Source organism: Thermococcus litoralis DSM 5473 (genome assembly GCF_000246985.2).
GTDB lineage: Archaea > Methanobacteriota_B > Thermococci > Thermococcales > Thermococcaceae > Thermococcus_A > Thermococcus_A litoralis.
On the sequence record NC_022084.1, the window covers coordinates 1,567,551 to 1,588,541 of the forward strand.

Genomic DNA, 20,991 nt, shown 5'->3' on the forward strand with positions numbered 1-20,991 from the left:
TATCCGGGTGAGGTGCATGAGGAAGGTAGCCATTGTGCTGGTACTGCTTATATTTGGGGTTGTTATAGCGGGTTGCATCGGGCAAACTCAAACCACCCCTACCACAACAGAAACTGCTGAAGAAAAAGTGACATCCACGACAACCACAACAAATACAGTAAGCGAAACCCAAACTCCTGCTCCTAAATATCCATTAACTATAGTTGATTTTGCCGGAAGGGAAGTCACCATAGAGAAAGAGCCTCAAAAAATAGTATCTCTAGCGCCTAGTATCACGGAAACCCTTTACTTCATAGGTGCTCTCGACAAAGTTGTTGGAGTGACAAAATTCGACAACTACCCGGAGAATGTTCAGGAAGGAAGAACCGTTGTTGGAGGATTTTCTGATCCTAGTATAGAGGTGATAGCATCTTTGAATCCGGATCTTATAGTTGGTACTTCAATGCATCTCAAATACTTAGAGCAACTTGAGAAGATAGCCCCAGTTATAATCATTGACCCAAAGAGTATAGATGAAATCTACAAAGCAGTTGAACTTTTGGGAGAAGTTACGAACAAAGAGGAGAAAGCAAATGAAGTCGTGAATAACATGCGAAGTAAGATTGAAGAAATAAAATCAAAAGTAATGGATGCTCCGAAAGTAAAGGTGTTCTACATAGTTTGGAGTGACCCATTGATGAGTGCCGGTAATGGAACCTTTATCCACGATCTCATAACATTGGCAGGGGGAGAAAACATCTTTGGAGATACTCAGGGCTGGCCGCAAGTAAGCATTGAAGAAGTCTTGGCAAGAAATCCAGAAGTAATAATCCTTCCTCCACATGCGGGAATGAATGCGGAGGATCTCTGCAATACTCAGCTTGTGAACACTGATGCCGTAAAAACTGGGAGGGTTTACACTCTAAGCAGTGATGACATCGTTTCAAGACCAAGCCCAAGAATAGTTAAAGGACTAGAGGAGATTGCGAAGTTCTTACATCCAGATGTGTTTAACTTCACATATCAGCCTCTCGTATGTGAAGCTACGGCAGGCTGATTCTTTTTTCTCTTTTTGGTGATGGTTATGGGTAGAGCTTTGATGATCCAAGGCACTTCTTCAGGAGCTGGAAAATCTTTATTGGCCCTTGCACTGTGCAGGATTCTTACAAATCTCGGCTACGATGTGGTTCCCTTCAAAAGCCAGAACATGAGTTTAAATTCTGCTCCAAGCATTGAAGGGGGAGAAATAAGCAGGGCTCAATATTTGCAAGCTTTGGCATGTAAGAAGAAACCTTCTGTGAGGTTCAACCCCATTCTTCTAAAACCTGAGGGGAACATGAGAAGTCAAGTAGTTTTTATGGGAAAGCCCATCGGAAGTGTCTCAGCCAGAGAATACATGCTTTCCACCAAGGAGGAGCTCTTTAAAAGAGCCATGAGGGTTCTAGATGAGCTTATGCATAGTCATGATGTTGTAGTAATTGAGGGAGCGGGTTCCCCTGTGGAGATAAACTTGAAGGATTATGATATTGCAAACATGCGGGTTGCAAGGCATGCAAATGCCAAAGTTATTCTCGTGGCTGACATAGATAGGGGAGGTAGTTTTGCTTCAATAGTAGGCACGATGGAGCTTTTAAGCGAGGAGGAAAGGGAGCTAGTTATGGGATTTGTTTTTAACAAGTTTAGGGGCGATAAATCTCTCCTTGAACCCGGCTTTGGATATTTGGAGCAGAGATATAGGAAGAGGGTCTTGGGAGTTATCCCCTATGTGGATCACAAACTGCCAGAGGAAGATTCCTTAGCAGAGTTTCCTAAAGTTAAAGGTGACTTGCACATACAGATCATCAAGCTTCCACATATAAGCAACTTCACCGATTTCGAGCCCCTTCATTGGGCCAACGGTGTTGATTATGTGACAAAAGCCGACGAGATTGAAGGAGATTTAATAATTATTCCAGGGAGCAAAAACACGGTGGAAGATTTGCTCTGGATGAGGGAGAACGGAATTGAAGATGCCATAATTCAGGCTCACTGCGAGGGTTCATTCGTTGTCGGTATTTGTGGCGGCTTTCAGATGCTTGGGAAGGAGATAATAGACAATGTCGAGTCAAAGAGAGGCAAGGTTAGGGGCGTCGGTCTTCTGCCAGCTAAAACGATCTTCACGATGGAAAAGAGAACCAACCACCTGAAATCAGAAATACTGTGGGAGCAAGCCAAGAAAATGGAAGTTGAGGGCTACGAGATAAGGATGGGACGTTCCACAAGTGAGAGGCCGTTCTCAATAATAAAGGAGATAAACGGTGCCAAAGTCTTCGAGCCCGAGGGAGCTATAGGTGAGAGAAGCTTTGGAACGTATCTCCACGGAATCTTTCACAACTTCGCATTCACAGAGCGGCTTTTAAACATGCTTCGCTTGGAGAAGGGTCTTGAGTCCTTAAGCCTCAAGGAGTGGAGCCTAGAGGAGGAAATTGAAAGATTTTCCAGAGTCGTGGAAGAAAACTTAGACCTCAATTACATCCTAAGTGAACTTGGGGTGTAGGAGCTTGGCAATTCTGTTTGCAAGTTCAATCTCTCTTGGTGTGTTCACGTTTAAAGCCAAAAGGGGGTTTCTTAGCTCAACGAATTCTTCTCCCTCATAGGAAACTCCATTAATTCCTACAATTGCGTATCCTCTGTAAGTTGCAACTCCAAGGTCTTTTGGCACGATGTTTAAAGGCAAAACTCCAGTGATGCTGGTTTTTTTCTTTTCAAGCTCGCTCCTTATAAGGGCAATATCACACGCCTTTACGAAAGGCAGATCGGCTGAGACGCTTACAAATGGCCCAAACTCCTTCAAGAGCCACTGAACGTCTTCAACATATCCCCTTCCTGGCGTGTTGACGAAGGGAATCCTCTCCCGGAGGCATAGTTCCCTGGTTTTTGGTGTGTTCTTCGAGAGGGCAACAAGGGTTTCATCTATCTTTGAGCTCTCATTGTAAACCCAGAGGAGCATTTCTTTATCTGCTATTTTCAATACTGGTTTTTCTTTTCCCATTCTGGTAGATTTTCCACCCGCTAAGATGATTATCATTGCTATCACAAAAAGAGGATTTTTACATAATTCAAAGCTTTTGTGAAATCCGTGTCCATAGTAACTACTGTAAGATCAAAAACGTTTGCAACAGCACACTGGTAGGCATCGTCGAAATTAAGATTAAAGGTCTTATGTATCCTAATGAGTTCTGGATAGCTCTCTACTGGTAAAGAGAGAATCTCCACATTTGGAAGAACATCTTCTATGAATTCTTCAAAAACCTCTGGTTTTCTTAATTTGAAAAGTATCACTCCAATTGAGTGCAGAGAAAAATCTGTCATATAAAGTCTATCAATATTCTCAGAAAGAAATTTCTTTGCCTCCTCTTTCTTCTTTTGACCAAGAAGGATCTCCAAGAAAACATTTGTATCCACAAGAAACATCAAGCCCTCCACTCCAAAGCCTTGTGTTGAAGTTCAACTGAGGAAAGCCCCGACTTAACTTTGCCTTCCCATGAAAACGTGAATCCCTTTCTTTTTTTCTCCCGATATTTTTTAAGAAGGAACTCTGCATAATCAAAAACCTCCTTTTTAAGCTCGGGAGGAAGTTTGGAGAGAACTTTCTCGATCTCTTGCATATTCTCACCGAATAGAATTTGGTTCAGAAAACTTTTAAACTTATGCGTCAGCTTCATTCCAATAGCATAAATACAAAAGCCATAAGTAAAAGTGTTCCGGCTCTTGTTATCTCCGCTATTGCTCCAATGCAGTCCCCGTTTAAACCTCCGAAATTGTCTATACTAACCTTCATGACGTATGCACCAACCAGAAGTCCAACAACTGAAAAAATGGCCTTTGGGTTATAAAATCCTATAGGGAAGATGAGGATTGAATATAACAAGGTGCCAACAGCCAATTGCCTTTTGTTCATCTTTTCCATAAAATACCATCCTAATCCTGATCCAAGTGGTTTTTTGGTGGCTAAAGCAAGGAGCATTGCATACTTTGAGTTCAGCTCAGCTAGAAATATTGCATAAAATGGGAGATGGTTTAGAGAGTATATCTGAATAAAAAGTACCATTACAACAGCAAAAATTCCAGCTATGCCAGTGTTCAGATCTTTCATGGCTTCAATTTTCCTTTCTCTGTCTCCTTTAACCATAATTCCATCGGCCCAATCGGCTAGCCCGTCCAAGTGGAGCAGGCCTATTATGGAGTAAAGCGAGAGAATTGCTAAGATGTTTTTCATAGGAAGGTCAAGGTATAAAATCAAAGTAGGTAGAGAGGAGGTAATGATAGCAAGCAAGGGAAAGGCCCATACTTCATTCCTAGCTTTTTCGAAGTCTCCCCTTATTGGGACTCTTGTCATAAAGGGAATGATGTTTCTCATGTAACCACCTGGCTAATTAATCCAATTGCAAGAAAGCTTAAAAAGTCTGCCCCCAATGCCATCCATGAAAAAGAACACTATCGAAAATTGCTTGTCTTGGTTTTGATTTTGACCTTCTTATATACCCTCGGGCTGCTGGGTATATTCCATTTTGCCGTGAGTTACTACATCACGATCTTCTTTATATTCCTCTTTCTCTTCCTTCGTTGGGAGTCCCGGATGAAGTGAGCTCGAAAACTTTTGTCATGCATCCGGCAATGAATCCCCCAATTGCATCGTCCAGGAAAGGAGGGAGCTCCTTTAAAATCCCGGGCTTTTTTGTGTCGTAGTAGAAGAAGTTGAAGAGCGCCATCTTGCCCCCAATATACTCAGCTATGTTGATCCCGATGAGTTCATCGGCAACTAGGTTTACCGGATCACCTTCAACTTTGAAGTCCTCTTCCAAGAGCAGAGCAGCTGTCAAAAGTGCTTGGATATTTATATCGTTTAGATAGTGGAGCATGATTTCCTTGAGTTTTTCTTTGACCTTTTCTCTCTCTTCCCCGATGTAGAGCTCCAGAGCGGTATCAAGCATTTTTTCAAGGGTTATTCCCTTGGAATTAAGCTTTTCAATCATCCCTCATCACCTTAAACCTTAACCACCAATACTTTTCGCTTTTCTCAATGGAAAGCTTTTCAAGCTTAAAACGCTCCCTAAAGAGTGGGCCGGAGAGTGTTACCGTGTGGAACTCTCCCCTTTCACCGAGCGGATCTACGGCGGGGTTCTTGTCTAAGAATGCATCTAAATCTTCCAGGGAGGAAAACTTATATCCTAACCAGTCTTTTTCAAGTTTTTCCTTATTTACTGCAATTATTGCATATTCAAAGCCAGCATTAAGAATCTCTTCGGCTAGCTCAAGCGTATTTCGTCCCCACAGGGGTTCTAAGCTTCTAACACCGGCTTTTTCAGCAAGCCACTCCACCCACTTTAGGTGTTCTTCTAGGAATATGTCCCCTGCTATGAGATAATCAACTTCAAGGGATGCTATGAATCTGGCTAAAGAATCTCCTCCTTCTGCCATGTCAAAGGTAAGGAGAGTTTTCCCCATGGCATTTGCAATGATCTTAAGGGCATCAAAATTTTCCCAGTGGGGAGATAGTCCAATTGAAGTCTTGAGGGCAAGTAAATAGGGAACTTTGATACCTCTCTTTTCGACAAGGTAGAGAGCATATAATCCATCCTTTCCACCTGAGAAAAAAGCTACACCCCTCAAAGCCTTCCCTCCAGCTTTGCCTCTTCGTATTCCTCCTTGACTTTTTGAAGCTCTGCCTCCTCCACGTAAGGGATTATCGCACCACAGTTAAGGCATAGCCATGGATAAGCTTTTACAGTTCCGCTAATTGCTCCCTTAAAACCCTTTTTCCATGGAGCCTTCCAGAAGTATAGTGCATAACCCTCCTGTGGGCTTTTTCCTTTTACCATCGTTCCCCCACAAAACGGGCACGTCTTTGTCTCCATGCTACCACCAAAATTATAACCTCACTGGATGTTTTATTATTTATGCTGCTGAGGTTTGAGAGCCTTAAAAGGATTGGCGAGGTTTATATTAATCCAAAAAACTTCAAAACCATGCCTTTATTCTTAAAGACGTGGAGAGATCTCCTTTCCCTTGATGAAAAAACCTATGGGGTTTATGCTAAAACCCTATACAACCCGAAGGAAAGGTTTCTGGTCAAAGAGGAGAAGGATGAGAAAAAAGCTTATGAGCTTGTGAAACTCTATCATGAATTTCTTAGATCTCCCTTGAGGTTCTGCAGTAGAGAAAACTATGAATACCAGATGAAAATAAAAGCCTTTGAAGGCTTGCCCTTTGCAAACGGATGGGTTGGTTCAAAAATTGCTTTGATAGGTGAAGCGCCGGGTAGAAAAGGGTGCGGATTAACGGGAATATGCTTCTACAGAGATGCCTCGGGAATGCTTCTTAGGAAGACCCTCTTTTCTCTCGGCATAAACCCGGATTTTGTGTACATCACCAATGTTGTTAAGTGCAATCCTCCGGAAAACAAGCTGAAAGGATTTGGGGAAAAGGAGCTAGGACTTTTGGAGAGGGAGCTCGATATCCTCAAGCCTAAAGCCATTTTTGCCGTCGGCAGAACCGCTCAGAAAGCCCTGAAAAAGCTTGGTCTTGATGCAATTTATCTTAAACATCCAGCCTGGTACGTTAGGAGAGGAATAAAAGAACCAAACGAGGAGATTCTTGAGGAGTATGAAGAAATAAGAAAGGCATTTGTCTCAATTCGTGGTGGAGTATTTTGAAACGTGGCAAAATATTGCCATTAAAGTTTTTTGATAATTCTAGTTCTCCCTAAATTGAGCTCCGGAAAGAGTTAAAAGGATAAAATATCCAACACTGTTGATGCCGAAATGAAGCCGATAATCTTTCTCCTTGCTTTGGTGTGGGACTTGATGATAGGAGAACCGCCTGCCTTAATTCACCCTGTAGTGTGGTTTGGCAAGCTCATTGAATTTTTTGATAAACATTACAGAAGGAGAAGTCCAGCTCTAGACCTTGTTATAGGATCTTTAGGGGCGATGGCTGTGATTGGCTTTGCTTTTTTCCTTTCAAAACTTCCTTATTTTTTGCCTAGATGGCTTAGCATTGCCTTGGGTGCTTACCTTTTAAAGACCTCCTTTGCTATAAAAAGCCTTGCCTGGCATGTAAAGAACACCATAAGAGAAGACATCGAAGAACAGCGAAAGTACGTTGGTTTGATTGTGAGCAGAGATGTGAAAAGCCTAGATAGGTACCATCTTAACTCAACAGCAATCGAGAGCCTCGCTGAGAACATCGTGGATAGTGTGGTTGCTCCAATTTTCTATTTTCTCCTCTTTGGGTTAAGCGGGGCATTGGTGTATAGAGCCATAAACACTCTCGATGCCATGATTGGATATAGGAATGAGAGATACGAGTTTTTTGGAAAGTTTGCGGCTAGAATAGATGATCTCGTAAACTTTATTCCTGCACGTTTTACCGTTCTTTTGTTTCTTCCTTTCGGCCCTAGAAAGGTGTTGTCTCATTATAAAAAGGCCAAATTCAAAATAAATGGGGATAAACCGATTGCGGCAATGAGCGCCGTTTTAGGAGTCTGGCTTGAGAAATACGGAGTATATCGTTTTGATGGCAAAGCACCAGAACTTGAGGATATAAAACGAGCTCTTAGAATCTACTGGATTGTTGTGGGTGAATGGATACTTATATCTGCTTTGGCTATATGGAGGTGGTGGAATGCTTAAGCCTGTTAAATTTAAAGCTCAGCATGGAGGCGCTAGAAGGGAGGGATTGTTGGACTTTTCAGCCTCATTGAACCCCTATCTTCCAGAATGGATAGATGAGATGGTTGAGCGTGCTAAAACCCTAAGCAATCGCTACCTCTACTGGGAAGGGCTTGAAGAAGAACTTTCGAGCATTGTGGGGGAACCATTAACGGTCACGGCTGGAATAACCGAAGCTTTATACCTAGTTGGCATCCTCGCAATGAAAGGAAAAAGAAAAGTGATCATTCCAGAGCACACCTACGGAGAATACGAGAGAACTGCAAAAATTTTTGGGGCTGAAATCATAAAGACTCCAAATGATCCAAGAACAATGGCTAAGAAAGTTGATAAAGGTAGTATTATCTTCTTCTGCAATCCCAACAACCCTGATGGGAAATTCTATGGGGTGAAAGAGCTTAAGCCCTTAATCCAAGCAGTGGAGAATGAAAATTCACTTCTCGTTTTAGATGAGGCTTTTATAGATTTCGTGAAAGATGCAGAAAGTCCCGAAAGTGAAAACATAGTAAAGCTGAGAACATTTACAAAGAGCTATGGCTTGCCAGGAATTAGAGTTGGCTATGTTGTTGGGTTTGAGGAGGCCTTCAAAAGTGTAAGGATGCCTTGGAGCATTGGGTCCCTTGGCTATGCGTTTTTAGAGTTTGTCATAGCGGATGAATTTGAACACTTAAAACGAACAATGCCACTAATCTGGAAAGAAAAGGAGCGAGTAGAACGTGAATTAAACGTAAAAAGCGATGCAAACTTCTTCATCAAATACGTTGGAGATGCAAAAACCACGGTTGAGAAGCTTGTGGAGAAGAGAATACTCGTTAGAGACTGCTCAAGTTTTGGATTACCTGGCCACATAAGATTCAGCATTCGGAAAAAAGAGGAAAATGACAAACTAATAGAGGCTTTAAAGCACCTCGACAAGTGAAGGAAGTCCAATGTTAGCTGATTTTATACTCTTTTTCCAAAACGTTTAAAAATCAAGGAGAATACCAACACGGAGTGAAAGGAATGGAGAGAAAACGCCTCTATAGGTTGTTGCTTCCAGTTGTTATAATTCTGGCTATCCTCTACACGTTGGGTATTATGGGTGTTCTGCCTTTTGCTATCAGCTACTATGTCACGATTTTTATGATATTTCTGTTTATTTTCCTTCGCTGGGAGGCAAGGATGAGGAGAGATTAAAAAAATAACCCCTTAAAGACTACTGGAAACTATGGAATACAGAGATCTCTAGAAATCTTGAGAGAGAAAAGCGGAGACTTCATGGGAAGAGGACTTACCGCTCCAGCGTTGCCTAGGGACAAGAGGAGGGCTTTCAAAAATAGTAATAGTAAAAAGAAGCTAAGCTCCGAACTTTTCGGTTCTTCCCATTAAGTCCATCATCATGGGCACTATGTATTTTCCTCTGACTCTTCCTATTCCTCCGCGCATGCACTCCCTTTCGCCAAAGCTCTCTGTGTAATCTGCTCTAACTCCTCCACCGGCTATGAGCAATGGAACTGGATCACCGCTGTGGTTTTTGACTTCACATGGCGTGGAGTGGTCTCCAGTGATTGCTATCACTGTGTTCTCAAGGTCTATGTTGTCAATTATGTACCCTATCATTTCATCGGCTTTTTCGATCATTTCCACCTTTTTCATGGGGTTATTATCGTGCCCAGCTGCATCGGTTGGTTTAAAGTGGAGGAACACAAAGTCGTAGTCATTTAAAAGCTCAACGACTTTCTTTGCCTTAGCCATTGGGTCGGTGTTGTATTCACCCGTGGCTCCTTCGGGAGTGTAAACTTCGAAGCCTATAGCCCTTGCAACACCTTTAACTAAGGCAGTTGCAACAACGGCAGCAGCCTTTACCTTCCACTCCTCGGTGAACTTCATTGGGATGTTTGGATAGGTTCCAGCACCGCGAATAAGGAGATAATTTGCCACCGGCTTACCTTCCTTTCTGCGCTTCTTGTTTATCGGGTGCTTCTCAAGAACTTCATGCGCTTTCTGCACAAATTCTTCTAAAATTTCCGCAACTTTTTTGCTATCCTCATCGGCATATTCAAACCTGTGTGGTGGCTTTCCAGCTTCATGAGGGTCGTTTTCTCCAACCTTATATCCCTTGGCCATGCCTTTGAGCACGAGAACCGCTCTGTGGCCTGTTGCTCCGACAAATATGAACTCTACTGGTATTTTGACGTTCTCCTGAATGGCCTTTGCAAGCTCGTGAGCCTCTTCCGTGCTTATTCTTCCAGCTCTCCTGTCGGTTATTATTCCGTTCTCGATTGTGGCAAAGTTAACTCTAAATGCCAAGTCGTCCTCATCTAGGTCTAATCCCACCCCTAGGGCCTCAAAGAAGCCTCTTCCTCTGTAGGTTTGATATGGATCATAACCGAAGATTGCCAGATGTGCTGTGTCGCTTCCCGCAGGTTTACCCGGGGCTATGGGGTCTTGTTGCCCGAGAATTCCGATCTTTGCGAGCTTATCCATGTTTGGAGTTTTTGCGTACTCAAGGGGAGTTTTCCCATCAAGTTCTTTTACGGGTCTGTCTCCAAGCCCATCGAGAATTATGAGAATGCCTTTCCTTTTCATACCCTACCACCTAGGGTGAATACAGAGAGAGGATTAAAAACTTTATGAGAAACCTTTTTAATATCAATGTTTTCTCCCAATTGAGGTGAGAGCGTGAAGATACTCTGGGCACCGTGGCGCATCGAGTACATTCGTTCCCCAAAGCACAACGGCTGCATATTTTGTGATTTCCCCAAAGAAAACCGCGATGAAGAGAGATTAATTCTTTACAGAGGTAAGCATGCATTCGTTATCATGAACAACTATCCCTACAATCCCGGTCACGTTATGATAGCTCCTTACAGACATGTTGGAAAGTGGGAAGATCTCACCGATGAGGAACTTTTGGATATTATGAAGCTTTCTCAACTAATGATAAAGGCTTTAAAGAAAGCTATGAATCCAGACGGGTTTAATATGGGAGTGAATCTTGGAAGAGTAGCGGGAGCTGGCATAGACGACCACGTTCACCTCCACATCGTGCCGAGGTGGAATGGGGATACTAACTTTATGCCTGTAATAGCGGACACGAAAGTTATTCCAGAGTCCCTCGAAGAGGCATACAAGGAATTGAAAAAGGCATTAGAAGAGCTCACTTAGCCTTCAAGCCTGTCAATGTCGTAGTTAAAGGTCTTTCCATCTATCTCTGGTGTTATAGACTTGCGAACCTCCAGGGTGTACACCCTTCCCTTTTTCTCCACTTCAATGAGAGTCGTGGCCATAAACTCGATAATTGGGAGTGCCACAGGATTAATGTTCTTTAGAACATCTCTGTTTATGAAGTAGATGGCTATTCTTCTCTTATCTCCAAGACGTAGGTATATTTCGGCGAGAGTTGCCATGAGGTCGAACTTATCCTCTGAAAGCAGGAGCACTTTTTCAAGCCCGAGCACCGGGTTTATTGTGGTTTCCTCTTCGGAAACAACCCCTGTGTATATTCTTTCGTACTCCTTCCTGATTATGGTTCCTCCACGTGGGCTTATTATCCCCACTATTTTGCCTACCTCAGCAATTCCTCCGATCTTTATGACCAGAATATCATCGAAGATTGAAACATCAATCCCAGCCAGCTCCAGCTGGGTCTTGTATATGTGAAGAGTATCCATAAAGTCGTCTATGAGCACTCTCTTCCCCTCATTGAGTGCATCTCTTACGAGGATGTAGAGAACATAGGAAGGAACAGCTGTAGAGTCATGCTCCACAACAACGGTCTCGCCAGGTTTTATGTGTGATAAGAGATCAATTATCTGCATTTATACGTCACCATGATTATAGTACGCGGAAAACTATTTAAAAATTTTGAATATCCAGTTTTTTGATTAGGTTTAAGCCCCTAACACTACCTCAGAAAAAGAAGGGGCTAAATTCTGACAGCATGATACACCATAAGAGAAAAAGAGAAAAATAGAAAGGAATTCATTCCTCTCCAAGAACAGCTCCTGTTGGAATTGTTCCACCAGTTCTTTTGATATCTTCCTCGACAATATATATTGGCACTTTCCCGTGTGGTATACCGACTTTCGCCCCATACCACTCGCTTAGGACGTAGTGGGCAACTATTAGAAGAGGCACTGCTATTGCTAGCAGTATCCACCCGTTCGTCAAGCCAAGGGCAAACAACACAAGCATTAAAACGCCAACAGTTGCAGCAGTAAGTGCATAGGGAATTTGAGTGCTTACGTGGTCTATGTGGTCACAGCCAGAGAACATTGAACTCATGATCGTTGTATCGCTTATTGGAGAGCAGTGGTCACCGAAAACCCTCCGGCAAAGACAGAGGCAATGCTTGCATAGACTACTGGGCCGAAGCTTCCGCTCAGCTGGTAGGCGAGTGGAACTGCTATTGGCATCATTATGGCAAATGTTCCCCAGGAGGTTCCTGTTGTGAATGAAATGAACGCTGCCACCAGGAAGACCACTAGTGGAACCAACCCTGGAGAAAGAACTTTTGATGCAACGCTTACTACATAGTCTGCTGTTCCAACGGCATCACATGCGCTCTTAATGCTCCAAGCGAGAATGAGAATCATCATTGCGAAGTGCATCTGCTTCATACCTGCGACAACGGTCTCCTCGACTTCCTTGAGATTCATTATCTTCATTCCGATGACGAGTGCCATTGCAACGACGACCATTCCGAACGAACCCCACACTAGAGCCCATGTAGAGTCTGCGTTTGATAGAACTGCTTGGAAGCCTCCCTCAGCGTAGGTGGCACTTCCCCCACCGGTGACCCATAAGCCAAGGAACGTCAGTGCTACAAGCGTTAACACTGGAAGTACAAACACCCATACACTTTCCTTGCCTTCGATTGGCATTCCAACGTCAATTTCAGTTGTCATCATCGGCTGTGCGCCGTCTCTCAATACTTTTCCTTCCGTTCTTGCTCTGTATTCTGCTTTAAGCATTGGTCCGTAGTGTTTATGTGTAACAGCTACAAGGTAAACCAGGATTATTGCGAGTATTGGGTAAAATCTGTAAGGCCAACTTGCAAACCAGGCAGAGTACGCACTTATGTTTTCTCCAACGCTTGCTATTGCATCTTTTAGAAGTCCAAGCTCATAGCCTATCCATGTTGAAACAACGGCTAAAACAGCTACCGGTGCAGCAGTGGAATCATCAGCATAAGCCAAAAACTCTCTTGAAACCCTTGCCCTATCGGTTATTGGCCTCATGGTGTTGCCAACGATGATGGTGTTGGTGTAGTCGTCAAAGAAGATTATGGTTCCAAAAATTGCTGCCATTAGAGAGGCAGCCCTGCTGGTTCTAATCTTCCTTGTAACGGCTTTCGCGATGGCGTTCATTCCGCCAGCTTTATAAATCAATGCTACACCGGCACCAATAAGAGCATCAAAGAGCAGTATCCTTGTGTTCCATAGGTCTGTAACTATTTGTCCATTCTCTTCCCATGCTGAGGCTATGTTAAAGACAATCCATTTCAAAGTTTGTGTAGTTGCTCCTACTGGGTCTCCTCCTGCAACCAGTAGTCCACCGACCCATACTCCAAAGAACAATGCAAAAAGAACTCTTTTCGTCAATATTGCCAGCCCAATATCCACAAGAGGTGGCAGGAGAGACAATATGCCGAAATCGCTCATATTTCAAACCCCCTTATTGTACTTTGTGGATGCATTAGTCATCGGACTTTTATCCATCTTGTATAAAAGCCTTTTTAGAACGTTTTTGGGCTTTTTTGACCATATTATATGCTAAATTGCTAGAAAAGGAACTAAAAAGGTTTCAGAACAGCATTAGTGCAGTTTTGAGGCTTGTGTTATACAAATATTTTTCCCAGTTTCATAGCTCTTCTTCCAAAAATTTATGAGATTGTGTTCACTTTTCTATTACCTTTTTCCACTTTTCTTTTGTCATTTTTAGGCACCCAGGTGGCATTAGTTCTCTCTCCGGACAGTAGCCTAAGGCTATGCACCTCGGCCCGAGCCTTGCCCATTTTATTATCGGTTTCAGCTCTTCTCTCTTGGCTATCTCCTCGAGCATTTTCCACGCAACTTCTCTTATCTCCCACTGTGCCCTTTCACACGCTCTAAAACCCAGAAAATGCTTGAGCTCCCTTAAGTTCATTGTGACCACGATTTTGGTTCTCACTGCCTGAGGCAGAATGAAGCGCGCATCTTCCTGATGTATCCCCTTAGCATAGGTCTCTTCATAAAGCTCTATCGCCTCTCTCATCAACTTTTTCCACTTTTCATACAGCTCTGGATTCTCTTTAATGTCCTCTGGGATAACAAAAGTTTCTTCGACATCCTGGGGGTTAAGCTTGATATAGCGTTGGCTCTGCTGTGTGTAGCTGGCTATCCTGTGACGGATTAGTTGGTGTGAGGCGACTCTGCTTATCCCTTCAATTGCAAAGGTAAAAACAGCATGCTCCAAAATCGACTCATGCCCATAGCCCAGAACCCTCGGCAAATGCTTCTCAACATCCTCCATAGTTGTTCTTTCGAAGGCTTCACTTTCCCACTCATCCCAATAGCTTATCAACGCAGCCCAAGTCACTGTTTCAAGGGGTTTTGGGGAGTAGTTTACTAGTTTGACCTTTAAGCCTTCCATCACACACACCGGCAATAAAAGGAGAACTTTCCTTATTAGCCTTGTTGAAAACTTCAGCAAGATATAAGCTTGTGTGTGTTTACATTTATCCATTAGTTTTCAGAAATTTTTTGAAAATTTTCGCCGCCGGGTATTTTTTAACGACGAAATAGTTATTAAAGAAAATGTCAAGCTTTAGGTGGTGATGCACATGGTAGTGAGTTTGGCTGGAAGGGATATACTCTGCCTTCAGGATTTTACAAGAGAAGAAATCGAGACAATTCTCAAAACAGCTGAAATGATGAAGATCTGGAACAAAATTGGGAAGCCACACCGCGTTCTTGAGGGCAAGACTTTAGCCATGATTTTCCAAAAGCCCTCCACGAGAACAAGAATAAGCTTTGAGGTTGGAATCTATCAGCTTGGTGGATACGGGTTATATCTAAACGCCCAAGATTTGCAGTTGAGAAGGGGAGAAACGATAGCGGACACAGCAAGGGTTCTGAGCAGGTATGTTGATGGTATAATGGCTAGAGTTTTTGACCACAAGGACGTTGAGGATTTGGCAAAATATGCAAGCGTTCCCGTCATAAATGGTTTAAGCGACTTTGTCCACCCATGCCAGGCTTTAGCAGACTACATGACCATAAAGGAAAAGAAGGGAAGAATTGAAGGGCTTAAGGTTGTCTACGTCGGTGATGGAAACAACGTCGCACACTCCCTCATGATAGCCGGAACCAAGCTTGGGGCTAATGTTGTGGTTGCCACCCCAGAGGGCTACGAGCCAGATCCAAAAGTTATCAAGTGGGCTGAGGAAAATTCCGCCGAAAGCGGTGGGAGCTTTGAGCTCCTCCACGACCCGATTAAAGCTGTTAAAGATGCCGATGTAATCTACACCGATGTCTGGGCCTCAATGGGACAGGAAGCAGAGGCGGAGCAAAGGAGAAAGATATTCATGCCATTCCAAGTTAACAAAGAGCTCGTAAAGCATGCAAAGAAGGACTACATCTTTATGCACTGCCTCCCGGCACACAGGGGAGAGGAAGTTACCGACGACGTCATAGACTCACCAAACAGCGTTGTATGGGATCAAGCGGAGAACAGGTTACATGCCCAAAAGGCAGCCATGGCTCTTATAATGGGCGGTATAAAGGTTTGAGCTCTTTTTTCTACTTTTCTGTTTTGATAGATTAAAAATTGGAAAATCAAATCTGAGGAAGCACTTCCAAAAGGTCTTTTACGCTTTTAACAACAAAGCCTCTCTCGTGGATTCTCTCGACTCTTTCTGCTTCTGGATTTATCCAGCATGCATACATTCCGACTTTTAAGGCTCCCTCAAAGTCTTCAGCCTTCGTGTCACCAATGTGGAGTGCCTCTTCTGGAGAGACGTTAAAATACTTCAGCGGCGCTAAAAATGCTTCCCTCATGGGCTTGTAGGCTTTGATTTCATCAGAATAGAACTGCTTGGTTATGTAATCAGCCAGCCCAAACTTTTCTAGGATGAGCCTCGTATATGCCGATGGCCAGAACATCACGTTGCCCGTTGTTGTGATTATATACTTTCCATGAAGCTCTTTGAGGGTCTCTTTAACTCCTGGGAGGAGTATGCTTTCATCAACGGTTAAAGTAGCCTTTGCAACTGCCCTCTTTACTATTTCGACATCAACCTCTAAGGCTCTTGCGAGGAGTTCTTGGCTTTCCTCCAGAGCTTTTTCAGGACTGCCGCTTTGAGATTTTCTAATCTTTTTTATTTCCTCCCTTGTTTCTAAGATTTTCTGCATAAGGTCATTCTCAGGAACTCCTAAAAGTTCTGATAGGGCTTTTACAAGGTTTTCAACCATGACGTTTATGTCGAGAAGGGTGTTCCAGACGTCAAAAGAGATCAGCCTTATCATCGCTACCACCCTGAAAGTATTGGAGAAAGGGATTAATAAATTTGCTATAGAATGAAACGTAAGCAATAGAGAAATTAGCGTAGTAGGGCAAAGAGAGAAGAATTAACTAAAACTTGCGAAGCCTATCTCGTAGAGCTGGCGAAGCATGCGGAGGACTTTTTTAGCCGTGTGCTTGAAGCGGAAGTTTTTGTTATAGCTTTCCCAGTTTCTGAGAATTTCAACAATTGCGAAACTGTTTAATTTTTCCAGTTGAGAAGGCAACTTTATTGTTTTCTCTGTATTGTTTTCCTTGAATTTGACTTCAAAGTTAGACTCAATGCATTCTCTTAGAACTTCTTTCAACGGTTTTTCAAGCTTCTTTCTGTTGCCGTGGAACTTGGGAAGAACCTTCATGAGCAACGCCAGATCAAATATTTCGTCCTCACTTTCAAACATCACAATGCCCTTTTCTTTGCTCTCCTTTGCATTTTTGAAGAACAATGCAATCTCATCAATTACTCTATAGCCAAAGTGCAAGTCGTAGGGTTCGAGAGCTCTGTTTATATGCTGAATGATTTTCCAATATTCAGTGGTTTTAAGCTCTTTAACAGTCTCGTTTATCTCTTCCTTCGAGTGGGCTAGGAACTTTCCGTTGGAGCCTCTAAGATCATTCAGCAACACCTCTCTCAGGGCTTCAAAGTTATCTGAGGAATTTTCTCCAGCCGATGGATAGTTCTCAAGGTCAACGTCGTGGAATTCCACCACGAAGGCCCTGTCGAGGACTTTCGGGCTGAAGGCGTAAGTAGTTTCATCCATGTTAACGGTGCCGATTATGTAGAGGTTCGGCGGGAATTTAAGCTCCCTTGGAATCCCCTTCTTCTCTGCAATGTCATCAATATCGTGAAGCTTTATGCTCTCCCTTGTGAAGCCATTTTCTTCTCTTCCACTCTCAAGGACGCTGAGGAAGTCCGCAAAGTAGTACTCAACGTGAGCTAGGTTCATCTCGTCGAGAAGGAGGAAATAGGGCTTCGAATTAGCGCCGTTTCTCTGGTAGTCATCCACAGCCCTTAAGATGAAATCGAGGAGCTCGGTTCTTTGGTACTCTCCGGTTAGCGGGTTATAATACCCCAAGAGTGCCTTGGAATCGCGCCAGTCCGGGCGGACGGAGAGAAAGAGGAAGTTTTCTTTTGAGGAATCAAGGAGTTCTGCCAGCTCTTGGGCTATCTTCGTCTTGCCCGTTCCTGTTAGACCGGAAAGGATTGCGAAGCCCTTAGTTTTCAAAGCAACGTAGAACTGGGAGACAAGGTGTGTGGGGAAGTAATAACCCTTTGAGGTGAGATATTTTGACAACCAGGTTGAGGTGTCATTGGAGCTTTTCTCCTCAGTATACTCGTGGTAGGATCTCTCGGAGTACTTACTCAGATAATAAGCACTTTCTATCATGTTGTCAATTCCTAATCCTTGTGATACTTCTTTTACTAATTTAATAAATTCTACAGCGCTCTTGGGATTGTTGAGTAAATTTCCAATTTTCACATTTGCTTCTTCTTGGAGTTTAGAAGTTATGACAGCCCCTTCTCCAGTCGTGCCCCATATCGGCAGAAAGAATTGGGGTTTAAAAATTGCAAACCAAGTGCTTATCACTGACACTCTCGCCCCTTTAATACGTTCATCATTGACTGCTGTTAAAAATAGTTTCAAGGATTCTTCAAAATCATTTGTACTTTCAAGTTGTTCTAAAACAGCCCTTAATATCGAAAAAGATTCTGTAGATAGTAATTCCTTGCCGAGTTTGTCATTCACGATTAGGTATCTAAACATTCCATAAATTTGTGAAGGTAATTTTTCCCTCCACTCTCTGACGTCATTAAGAGTTATATTATTAGAAACACTCTCCTTAAATTTTTTAAAGGTTATGAGAACCTTGTCTTGGATACCCTCCCATTCCCTTCTGTGCTTTTCTTTTTGAGTCTTCAATATTTCGAAAAGGATTTGCTTATCGATATCCCCCATCTTTATTCACCCCGGAATAAATCCCAAATACCCAACACCTTCAACCAGCCCCAAAACAACAAGTTTAAGGAGGCGTTGAACATCAGTAAGATTTACAAAGGCTTGATTCCGTGTTTTTTCTTTATCAATCTTAGCAAGGTACATCTTCGAGCGAGAACCAGGATACAACACCAGGGCAAACCTAGCCCCTAAAGCGTCTCTGTAAGTATGCATCTTGTAAATGTCCTCCAGCTTTGCCCACGTTTCATACTCCCCTGTTTTTTCAGCGACCTCAACTTCTTCGTCAAACTCTTCTATTTCCCATTCTTCGTCAACCACGTCAAGCTTGAACTTTGCGTCGAATACTCCAATTAGCCCAGCATTCTTTGCATTTTCCATGAAGAGTGAGAAATCAGGCCTCAGCGTCACAGAATAGCTCCACTTTCTAGGAATGAGGCGTTTGTTGTAGTACAAACGCCAGCCGTTGTCGAACTCGGCGTAGACATCACCCCTCTCAGAGAGTTCTCCCGTTGGCGTTACGTGAATTTTAAGCCTCTTATTCTCAAGTATATCCCCAAGCTCTTCCACCAGCTTAAAAAAGCACCAGTACTCGTAGAGCTTAGCGATGTCTTTGTTGGCTATTGCTCTCTTCATTTCACCGAAAAAGGGCGAGTAAGCTTTAAACTCCCACCAGAGCTGAAGTAAATCCCTGTACCCCTCACGTTTAAGGAGCACCTGAGATGTGGATGGAAAGATGATCATTTCACTAACGTCATCGAAGATGTCACTTACAGCGTAGTATTCCAGATCGCCAAGAACCATTTTCAGCTTGGAGATTGCTTCTTGTTTTTGATCCTTTGTTAAGTATGAAGATGTCATAATGGCATTGAGAGTCCTCTCACCCCACGCTATCAGCTCGTTTAGGAAGTGCTTAACAAACCTGTTTTCATGGGTATCAAAGCTTTCGTACTTAATTTCTTGAGCGACTTTGGTAGGGACATAACCGCTTAGGGATTCTGCAACTGCAAAAGAAGAGTCCTCTGCTTTCGTTAGGTATTCAGGATGACTAATGATTGAAATAGCAGTATCTTCATTGGCTTCACTTACTTCCCAGAAGTTTAGCCACTCTTGCTTCTCAACGAGCTTTCTGTGAGGACTTTTTATGATTTCCTCGTAAGCTGAGATTATTCTCTCCCTGTTGTTTACGAGAAAGTGATACACAAAGAGCTCACTTATAGGTTCTTCAGATTCTTCAACTCCAAAGCCTGTGGGAGCGGTAATCGAGAATGGGAGCAAAATTGATTTTTCGCTTATGTATTTGACGAGCGCATTGTAGAGTTCTTCATGCTTTCGTACAAGCTCTTCTGTATTCTCCGGGCTGACGTTGTAAATTTTCCCCACTTTCTCTGAAAGTACTTCAAAATTCTTAAACCGTAGAGAAACTTCCTTCCCATTTTCTAAAATTTCGATATTGGTCTTTCCGATGTAGTTTTTGAACTGAAAAGTCGCTAGGTAGGTATTTTCGTTGATTTCCTCAGCCTTAGTCTTTTCATTCCCAATCCTTATGCTGAATTCTCGCTTCCCAATAACCCTATATTCCTGCCACTCAAAAAGGTATACTGTGTCGTTTATTACACCTATTTTGCCCTTTAGCTGATATTTTCCATCTTTATCAAGTGGTATTTTTAAAAGAACATTTTTTGCTTCACTATTTTCCATCCTACGTATTCCCCCACAAGTTACCCTCATTTAAAAATAGCACAAACTTTAATTTATCCTTTTCTATTTTCGAGGACTTTTCACTCCTAATCAGCATTGAGTAGTACTTCGGAGAGAGTTAACTCTTCCTGTTGAAATTGAGAAAATATGCAGTTGCTACATTAAATTTGAGAAAACACAGAAAGTATTCGCAAGTGATAAGGTGCATTCATAGGAAAACTTCTTGCGATAATTGTTTTAAAAAAAGATTTGGTCTGGAGCCCTGGATTTGGTAGCCCCGCGGGGATTCGAACCCCGGTCGCGGGATCCAAAGTCCCGCATGCTTGGCCGCTACACCACGGGGCTGCGCCCAATCACTACTTTATGGATGCATTTATAAATTTTACTGCAGGAGAACAGCTAGAAGATAATCTCTTCCTCCCCAATGCCCAATGAGAACTTTGATATGACATTCTCAAACTCGCTTTCAGCCGTATATAGGAATCCGCAGGTGTGGCATTTCAAATAACCATCCTCCACACTCAGCTCAGAAAAGCAAATTGGACAGCGGTACTCATTTCTCTCGAGCTCTTCGAATATCTCATCTCTCATAACCAGCATCTTTAAGTCGTTTTCCCAGTCCTCGTGCACCATTCCCCAATAGGGGGTTGATACCGGGTAGTAGTCCTCAAGGATAAAGGGGTTAATGCCCAGACTTCGTATTCCAGGCGGAAGCTTTTGTGCGGGCTCGATTGAAACAACGAACTGGTCGTAGAACTCTATGTACTGGGCCCTTACGCTCACACCAGAGGAAAGCCTCTTTTTGAGGGGATATATCTGAAGAAACAGCAGGTCGTTTGAGGGTTCAAAAAATGCAGAAATTCCTATATCTTTTCTCTTAAAGAAATAGGAATATTCATCATCACCAATGTCTTCACCCACGAGAGAAAAGCCAAGCTTTTTCAAAGCCCTGTCAACAAAAGAAGGCTTCGGAAGGGCCTTACGAATAACCAGATGCTCCCCTATCCATCCGGCTAATGCCATCGAATAACCCACATAAAACTGCCGCTGGATTCTAAGGTAAGCCACACTAGGCACTAATTTCATCTTTCTCAAAAGATATTGTCACTTGAAGTATTTAT

22 protein-coding genes, 1 tRNA gene and 1 pseudogene are annotated in these 20,991 nt (G+C 42.9%); 8 read left to right on the forward strand and 16 right to left on the reverse strand.

From position 1 onward, the window contains the following. Positions 1–16: 16 nt before the first annotated feature. Both OCC_RS08510 and OCC_RS08515 read left to right on the forward strand, forming a co-directional pair. Positions 17–1,036 (forward strand): ABC transporter substrate-binding protein, encoded by a 1,020-nt coding sequence (locus OCC_RS08510; RefSeq protein ID WP_004067173.1) that lies wholly within the window; start codon positions 17–19, stop codon positions 1,034–1,036. Positions 1,037–1,063: 27 nt separating this feature from the next. Beyond that, the gene (locus OCC_RS08515; protein ID WP_004067171.1) at positions 1,064–2,515 is read left to right on the forward strand and encodes a cobyric acid synthase; all 1,452 of its coding nucleotides are present in this window, start codon (positions 1,064–1,066) and stop codon (positions 2,513–2,515) included. Here the strand turns inward: OCC_RS08515 and OCC_RS08520 are convergent. From OCC_RS08520 to OCC_RS08550, 7 genes are all read right to left on the reverse strand, one after another. Beyond that, positions 2,495–3,046, reverse strand: coding sequence for a GTP--adenosylcobinamide-phosphate guanylyltransferase (locus tag OCC_RS08520; protein ID WP_004067169.1), 552 nt, complete (start codon positions 3,044–3,046; stop codon positions 2,495–2,497). The two genes, OCC_RS08515 and OCC_RS08520, sit on opposite strands and share 21 nt — an antisense overlap. 5 nt (positions 3,047–3,051) lie before the next feature. Then, positions 3,052–3,432 carry a type II toxin-antitoxin system VapC family toxin gene (locus tag OCC_RS08525; RefSeq protein ID WP_004067167.1) on the reverse strand — a complete coding sequence of 127 codons (381 nt, stop codon included), beginning with the start codon at positions 3,430–3,432 and terminating at the stop codon, positions 3,052–3,054. Continuing rightward, positions 3,432–3,626 carry a DUF2281 domain-containing protein gene (locus tag OCC_RS08530; RefSeq protein ID WP_004067165.1) on the reverse strand — a complete coding sequence of 65 codons (195 nt, stop codon included), beginning with the start codon at positions 3,624–3,626 and terminating at the stop codon, positions 3,432–3,434. Before OCC_RS08530 ends, OCC_RS08525 begins: the two co-directional genes overlap by 1 nt. A 53-nt stretch (positions 3,627–3,679) precedes the next feature. Continuing rightward, positions 3,680–4,378 (reverse strand): adenosylcobinamide-GDP ribazoletransferase, encoded by a 699-nt coding sequence (cobS, locus tag OCC_RS08535; protein WP_004067163.1) that lies wholly within the window; start codon positions 4,376–4,378, stop codon positions 3,680–3,682. A gap of 181 nt (positions 4,379–4,559) precedes the next feature. Then, positions 4,560–4,994 carry an alpha-ribazole phosphatase CobZ gene (gene cobZ / locus OCC_RS08540; RefSeq protein WP_004067161.1) on the reverse strand — a complete coding sequence of 145 codons (435 nt, stop codon included), beginning with the start codon at positions 4,992–4,994 and terminating at the stop codon, positions 4,560–4,562. Continuing rightward, positions 4,987–5,631, reverse strand: a complete 645-nt coding sequence (locus tag OCC_RS08545) for a PAB0415 family putative ATP pyrophosphatase (RefSeq protein ID WP_004067158.1) — start codon at positions 5,629–5,631, stop codon at positions 4,987–4,989. Before OCC_RS08545 ends, cobZ begins: the two co-directional genes overlap by 8 nt. Further along, positions 5,628–5,876 carry a PF20097 family protein gene (locus tag OCC_RS08550; protein ID WP_004067157.1) on the reverse strand — a complete coding sequence of 83 codons (249 nt, stop codon included), beginning with the start codon at positions 5,874–5,876 and terminating at the stop codon, positions 5,628–5,630. The genes OCC_RS08545 and OCC_RS08550 overlap by 4 nt, the downstream gene beginning before the upstream one ends. A 42-nt stretch (positions 5,877–5,918) precedes the next feature. Here OCC_RS08550 and OCC_RS08555 point away from each other — a divergent pair, with 42 nt between their 5' ends. The 4 genes from OCC_RS08555 (at position 5,919) to OCC_RS12460 (ending at position 8,867) form a co-directional block, all read left to right on the forward strand. Beyond that, positions 5,919–6,674 carry a uracil-DNA glycosylase family protein gene (locus tag OCC_RS08555; RefSeq protein ID WP_004067156.1) on the forward strand — a complete coding sequence of 252 codons (756 nt, stop codon included), beginning with the start codon at positions 5,919–5,921 and terminating at the stop codon, positions 6,672–6,674. A gap of 108 nt (positions 6,675–6,782) precedes the next feature. Next, positions 6,783–7,652, forward strand: coding sequence for an adenosylcobinamide-phosphate synthase CbiB (gene cbiB / locus OCC_RS08560; protein ID WP_004067154.1), 870 nt, complete (start codon positions 6,783–6,785; stop codon positions 7,650–7,652). After that, complete coding sequence (locus OCC_RS08565) at positions 7,645–8,610, forward strand: aminotransferase class I/II-fold pyridoxal phosphate-dependent enzyme (RefSeq protein WP_004067152.1); 966 nt, start codon at positions 7,645–7,647, stop codon at positions 8,608–8,610. Before cbiB ends, OCC_RS08565 begins: the two co-directional genes overlap by 8 nt. A gap of 74 nt (positions 8,611–8,684) precedes the next feature. Then, positions 8,685–8,867, forward strand: coding sequence for a hypothetical protein (locus tag OCC_RS12460; RefSeq protein WP_148290434.1), 183 nt, complete (start codon positions 8,685–8,687; stop codon positions 8,865–8,867). A gap of 159 nt (positions 8,868–9,026) precedes the next feature. Here OCC_RS12460 and OCC_RS08575 read toward each other — a convergent pair whose 3' ends face one another. Further along, positions 9,027–10,259, reverse strand: coding sequence for a 2,3-bisphosphoglycerate-independent phosphoglycerate mutase (locus OCC_RS08575; RefSeq protein ID WP_004067148.1), 1,233 nt, complete (start codon positions 10,257–10,259; stop codon positions 9,027–9,029). A 93-nt stretch (positions 10,260–10,352) separates the two neighbouring features. Between OCC_RS08575 and OCC_RS08580 the strand changes: the two genes are divergently transcribed. Continuing rightward, positions 10,353–10,838 (forward strand): HIT family protein, encoded by a 486-nt coding sequence (locus OCC_RS08580; RefSeq protein WP_004067146.1) that lies wholly within the window; start codon positions 10,353–10,355, stop codon positions 10,836–10,838. Here OCC_RS08580 and OCC_RS08585 read toward each other — a convergent pair. From OCC_RS08585 to thyX, 3 genes and pseudogenes are all read right to left on the reverse strand, one after another. Next, the gene (locus OCC_RS08585; RefSeq protein WP_004067144.1) at positions 10,835–11,491 is read right to left on the reverse strand and encodes a DUF257 family protein; all 657 of its coding nucleotides are present in this window, start codon (positions 11,489–11,491) and stop codon (positions 10,835–10,837) included. The two genes, OCC_RS08580 and OCC_RS08585, sit on opposite strands and share 4 nt — an antisense overlap. A gap of 163 nt (positions 11,492–11,654) precedes the next feature. Continuing rightward, positions 11,655–13,336: pseudogene (locus tag OCC_RS08590) on the reverse strand (Na+/H+ antiporter NhaC family protein). Positions 13,337–13,571: 235 nt separating this feature from the next. Next, positions 13,572–14,306: an FAD-dependent thymidylate synthase gene (thyX, locus tag OCC_RS08595; RefSeq protein WP_004067142.1), complete on the reverse strand. Its 735-nt coding sequence runs from the start codon at positions 14,304–14,306 to the stop codon at positions 13,572–13,574. Positions 14,307–14,496: 190 nt separating this feature from the next. Between thyX and argF the strand changes: the two genes are divergently transcribed. Further along, a complete protein-coding gene (gene argF, locus OCC_RS08600; RefSeq protein WP_004067140.1) occupies positions 14,497–15,444 on the forward strand; it encodes an ornithine carbamoyltransferase in 948 nt (315 codons plus the stop codon). A gap of 46 nt (positions 15,445–15,490) precedes the next feature. On the opposite strand, the gene OCC_RS08605 is transcribed toward argF, so the two are convergent. The 5 genes from OCC_RS08605 to OCC_RS08625 form a co-directional block, all read right to left on the reverse strand. After that, on the reverse strand, positions 15,491–16,180 hold the full coding sequence (locus OCC_RS08605; RefSeq protein WP_004067138.1) for an HAD family hydrolase: 690 nt from the start codon (positions 16,178–16,180) through the stop codon (positions 15,491–15,493). A gap of 102 nt (positions 16,181–16,282) precedes the next feature. Beyond that, complete coding sequence (locus tag OCC_RS08610; RefSeq protein WP_004067136.1) at positions 16,283–18,172, reverse strand: McrB family protein; 1,890 nt, start codon at positions 18,170–18,172, stop codon at positions 16,283–16,285. A gap of 6 nt (positions 18,173–18,178) precedes the next feature. Next, positions 18,179–19,870 (reverse strand): DUF2357 domain-containing protein, encoded by a 1,692-nt coding sequence (locus OCC_RS08615; protein WP_020953768.1) that lies wholly within the window; start codon positions 19,868–19,870, stop codon positions 18,179–18,181. Positions 19,871–20,139: 269 nt separating this feature from the next. Next, positions 20,140–20,215 (reverse strand) — tRNA-Gln (locus OCC_RS08620). A 54-nt stretch (positions 20,216–20,269) separates the two neighbouring features. Continuing rightward, the gene (locus OCC_RS08625; protein ID WP_048874635.1) at positions 20,270–20,956 is read right to left on the reverse strand and encodes an RING finger protein; all 687 of its coding nucleotides are present in this window, start codon (positions 20,954–20,956) and stop codon (positions 20,270–20,272) included. Positions 20,957–20,991: the final 35 nt, after the last annotated feature.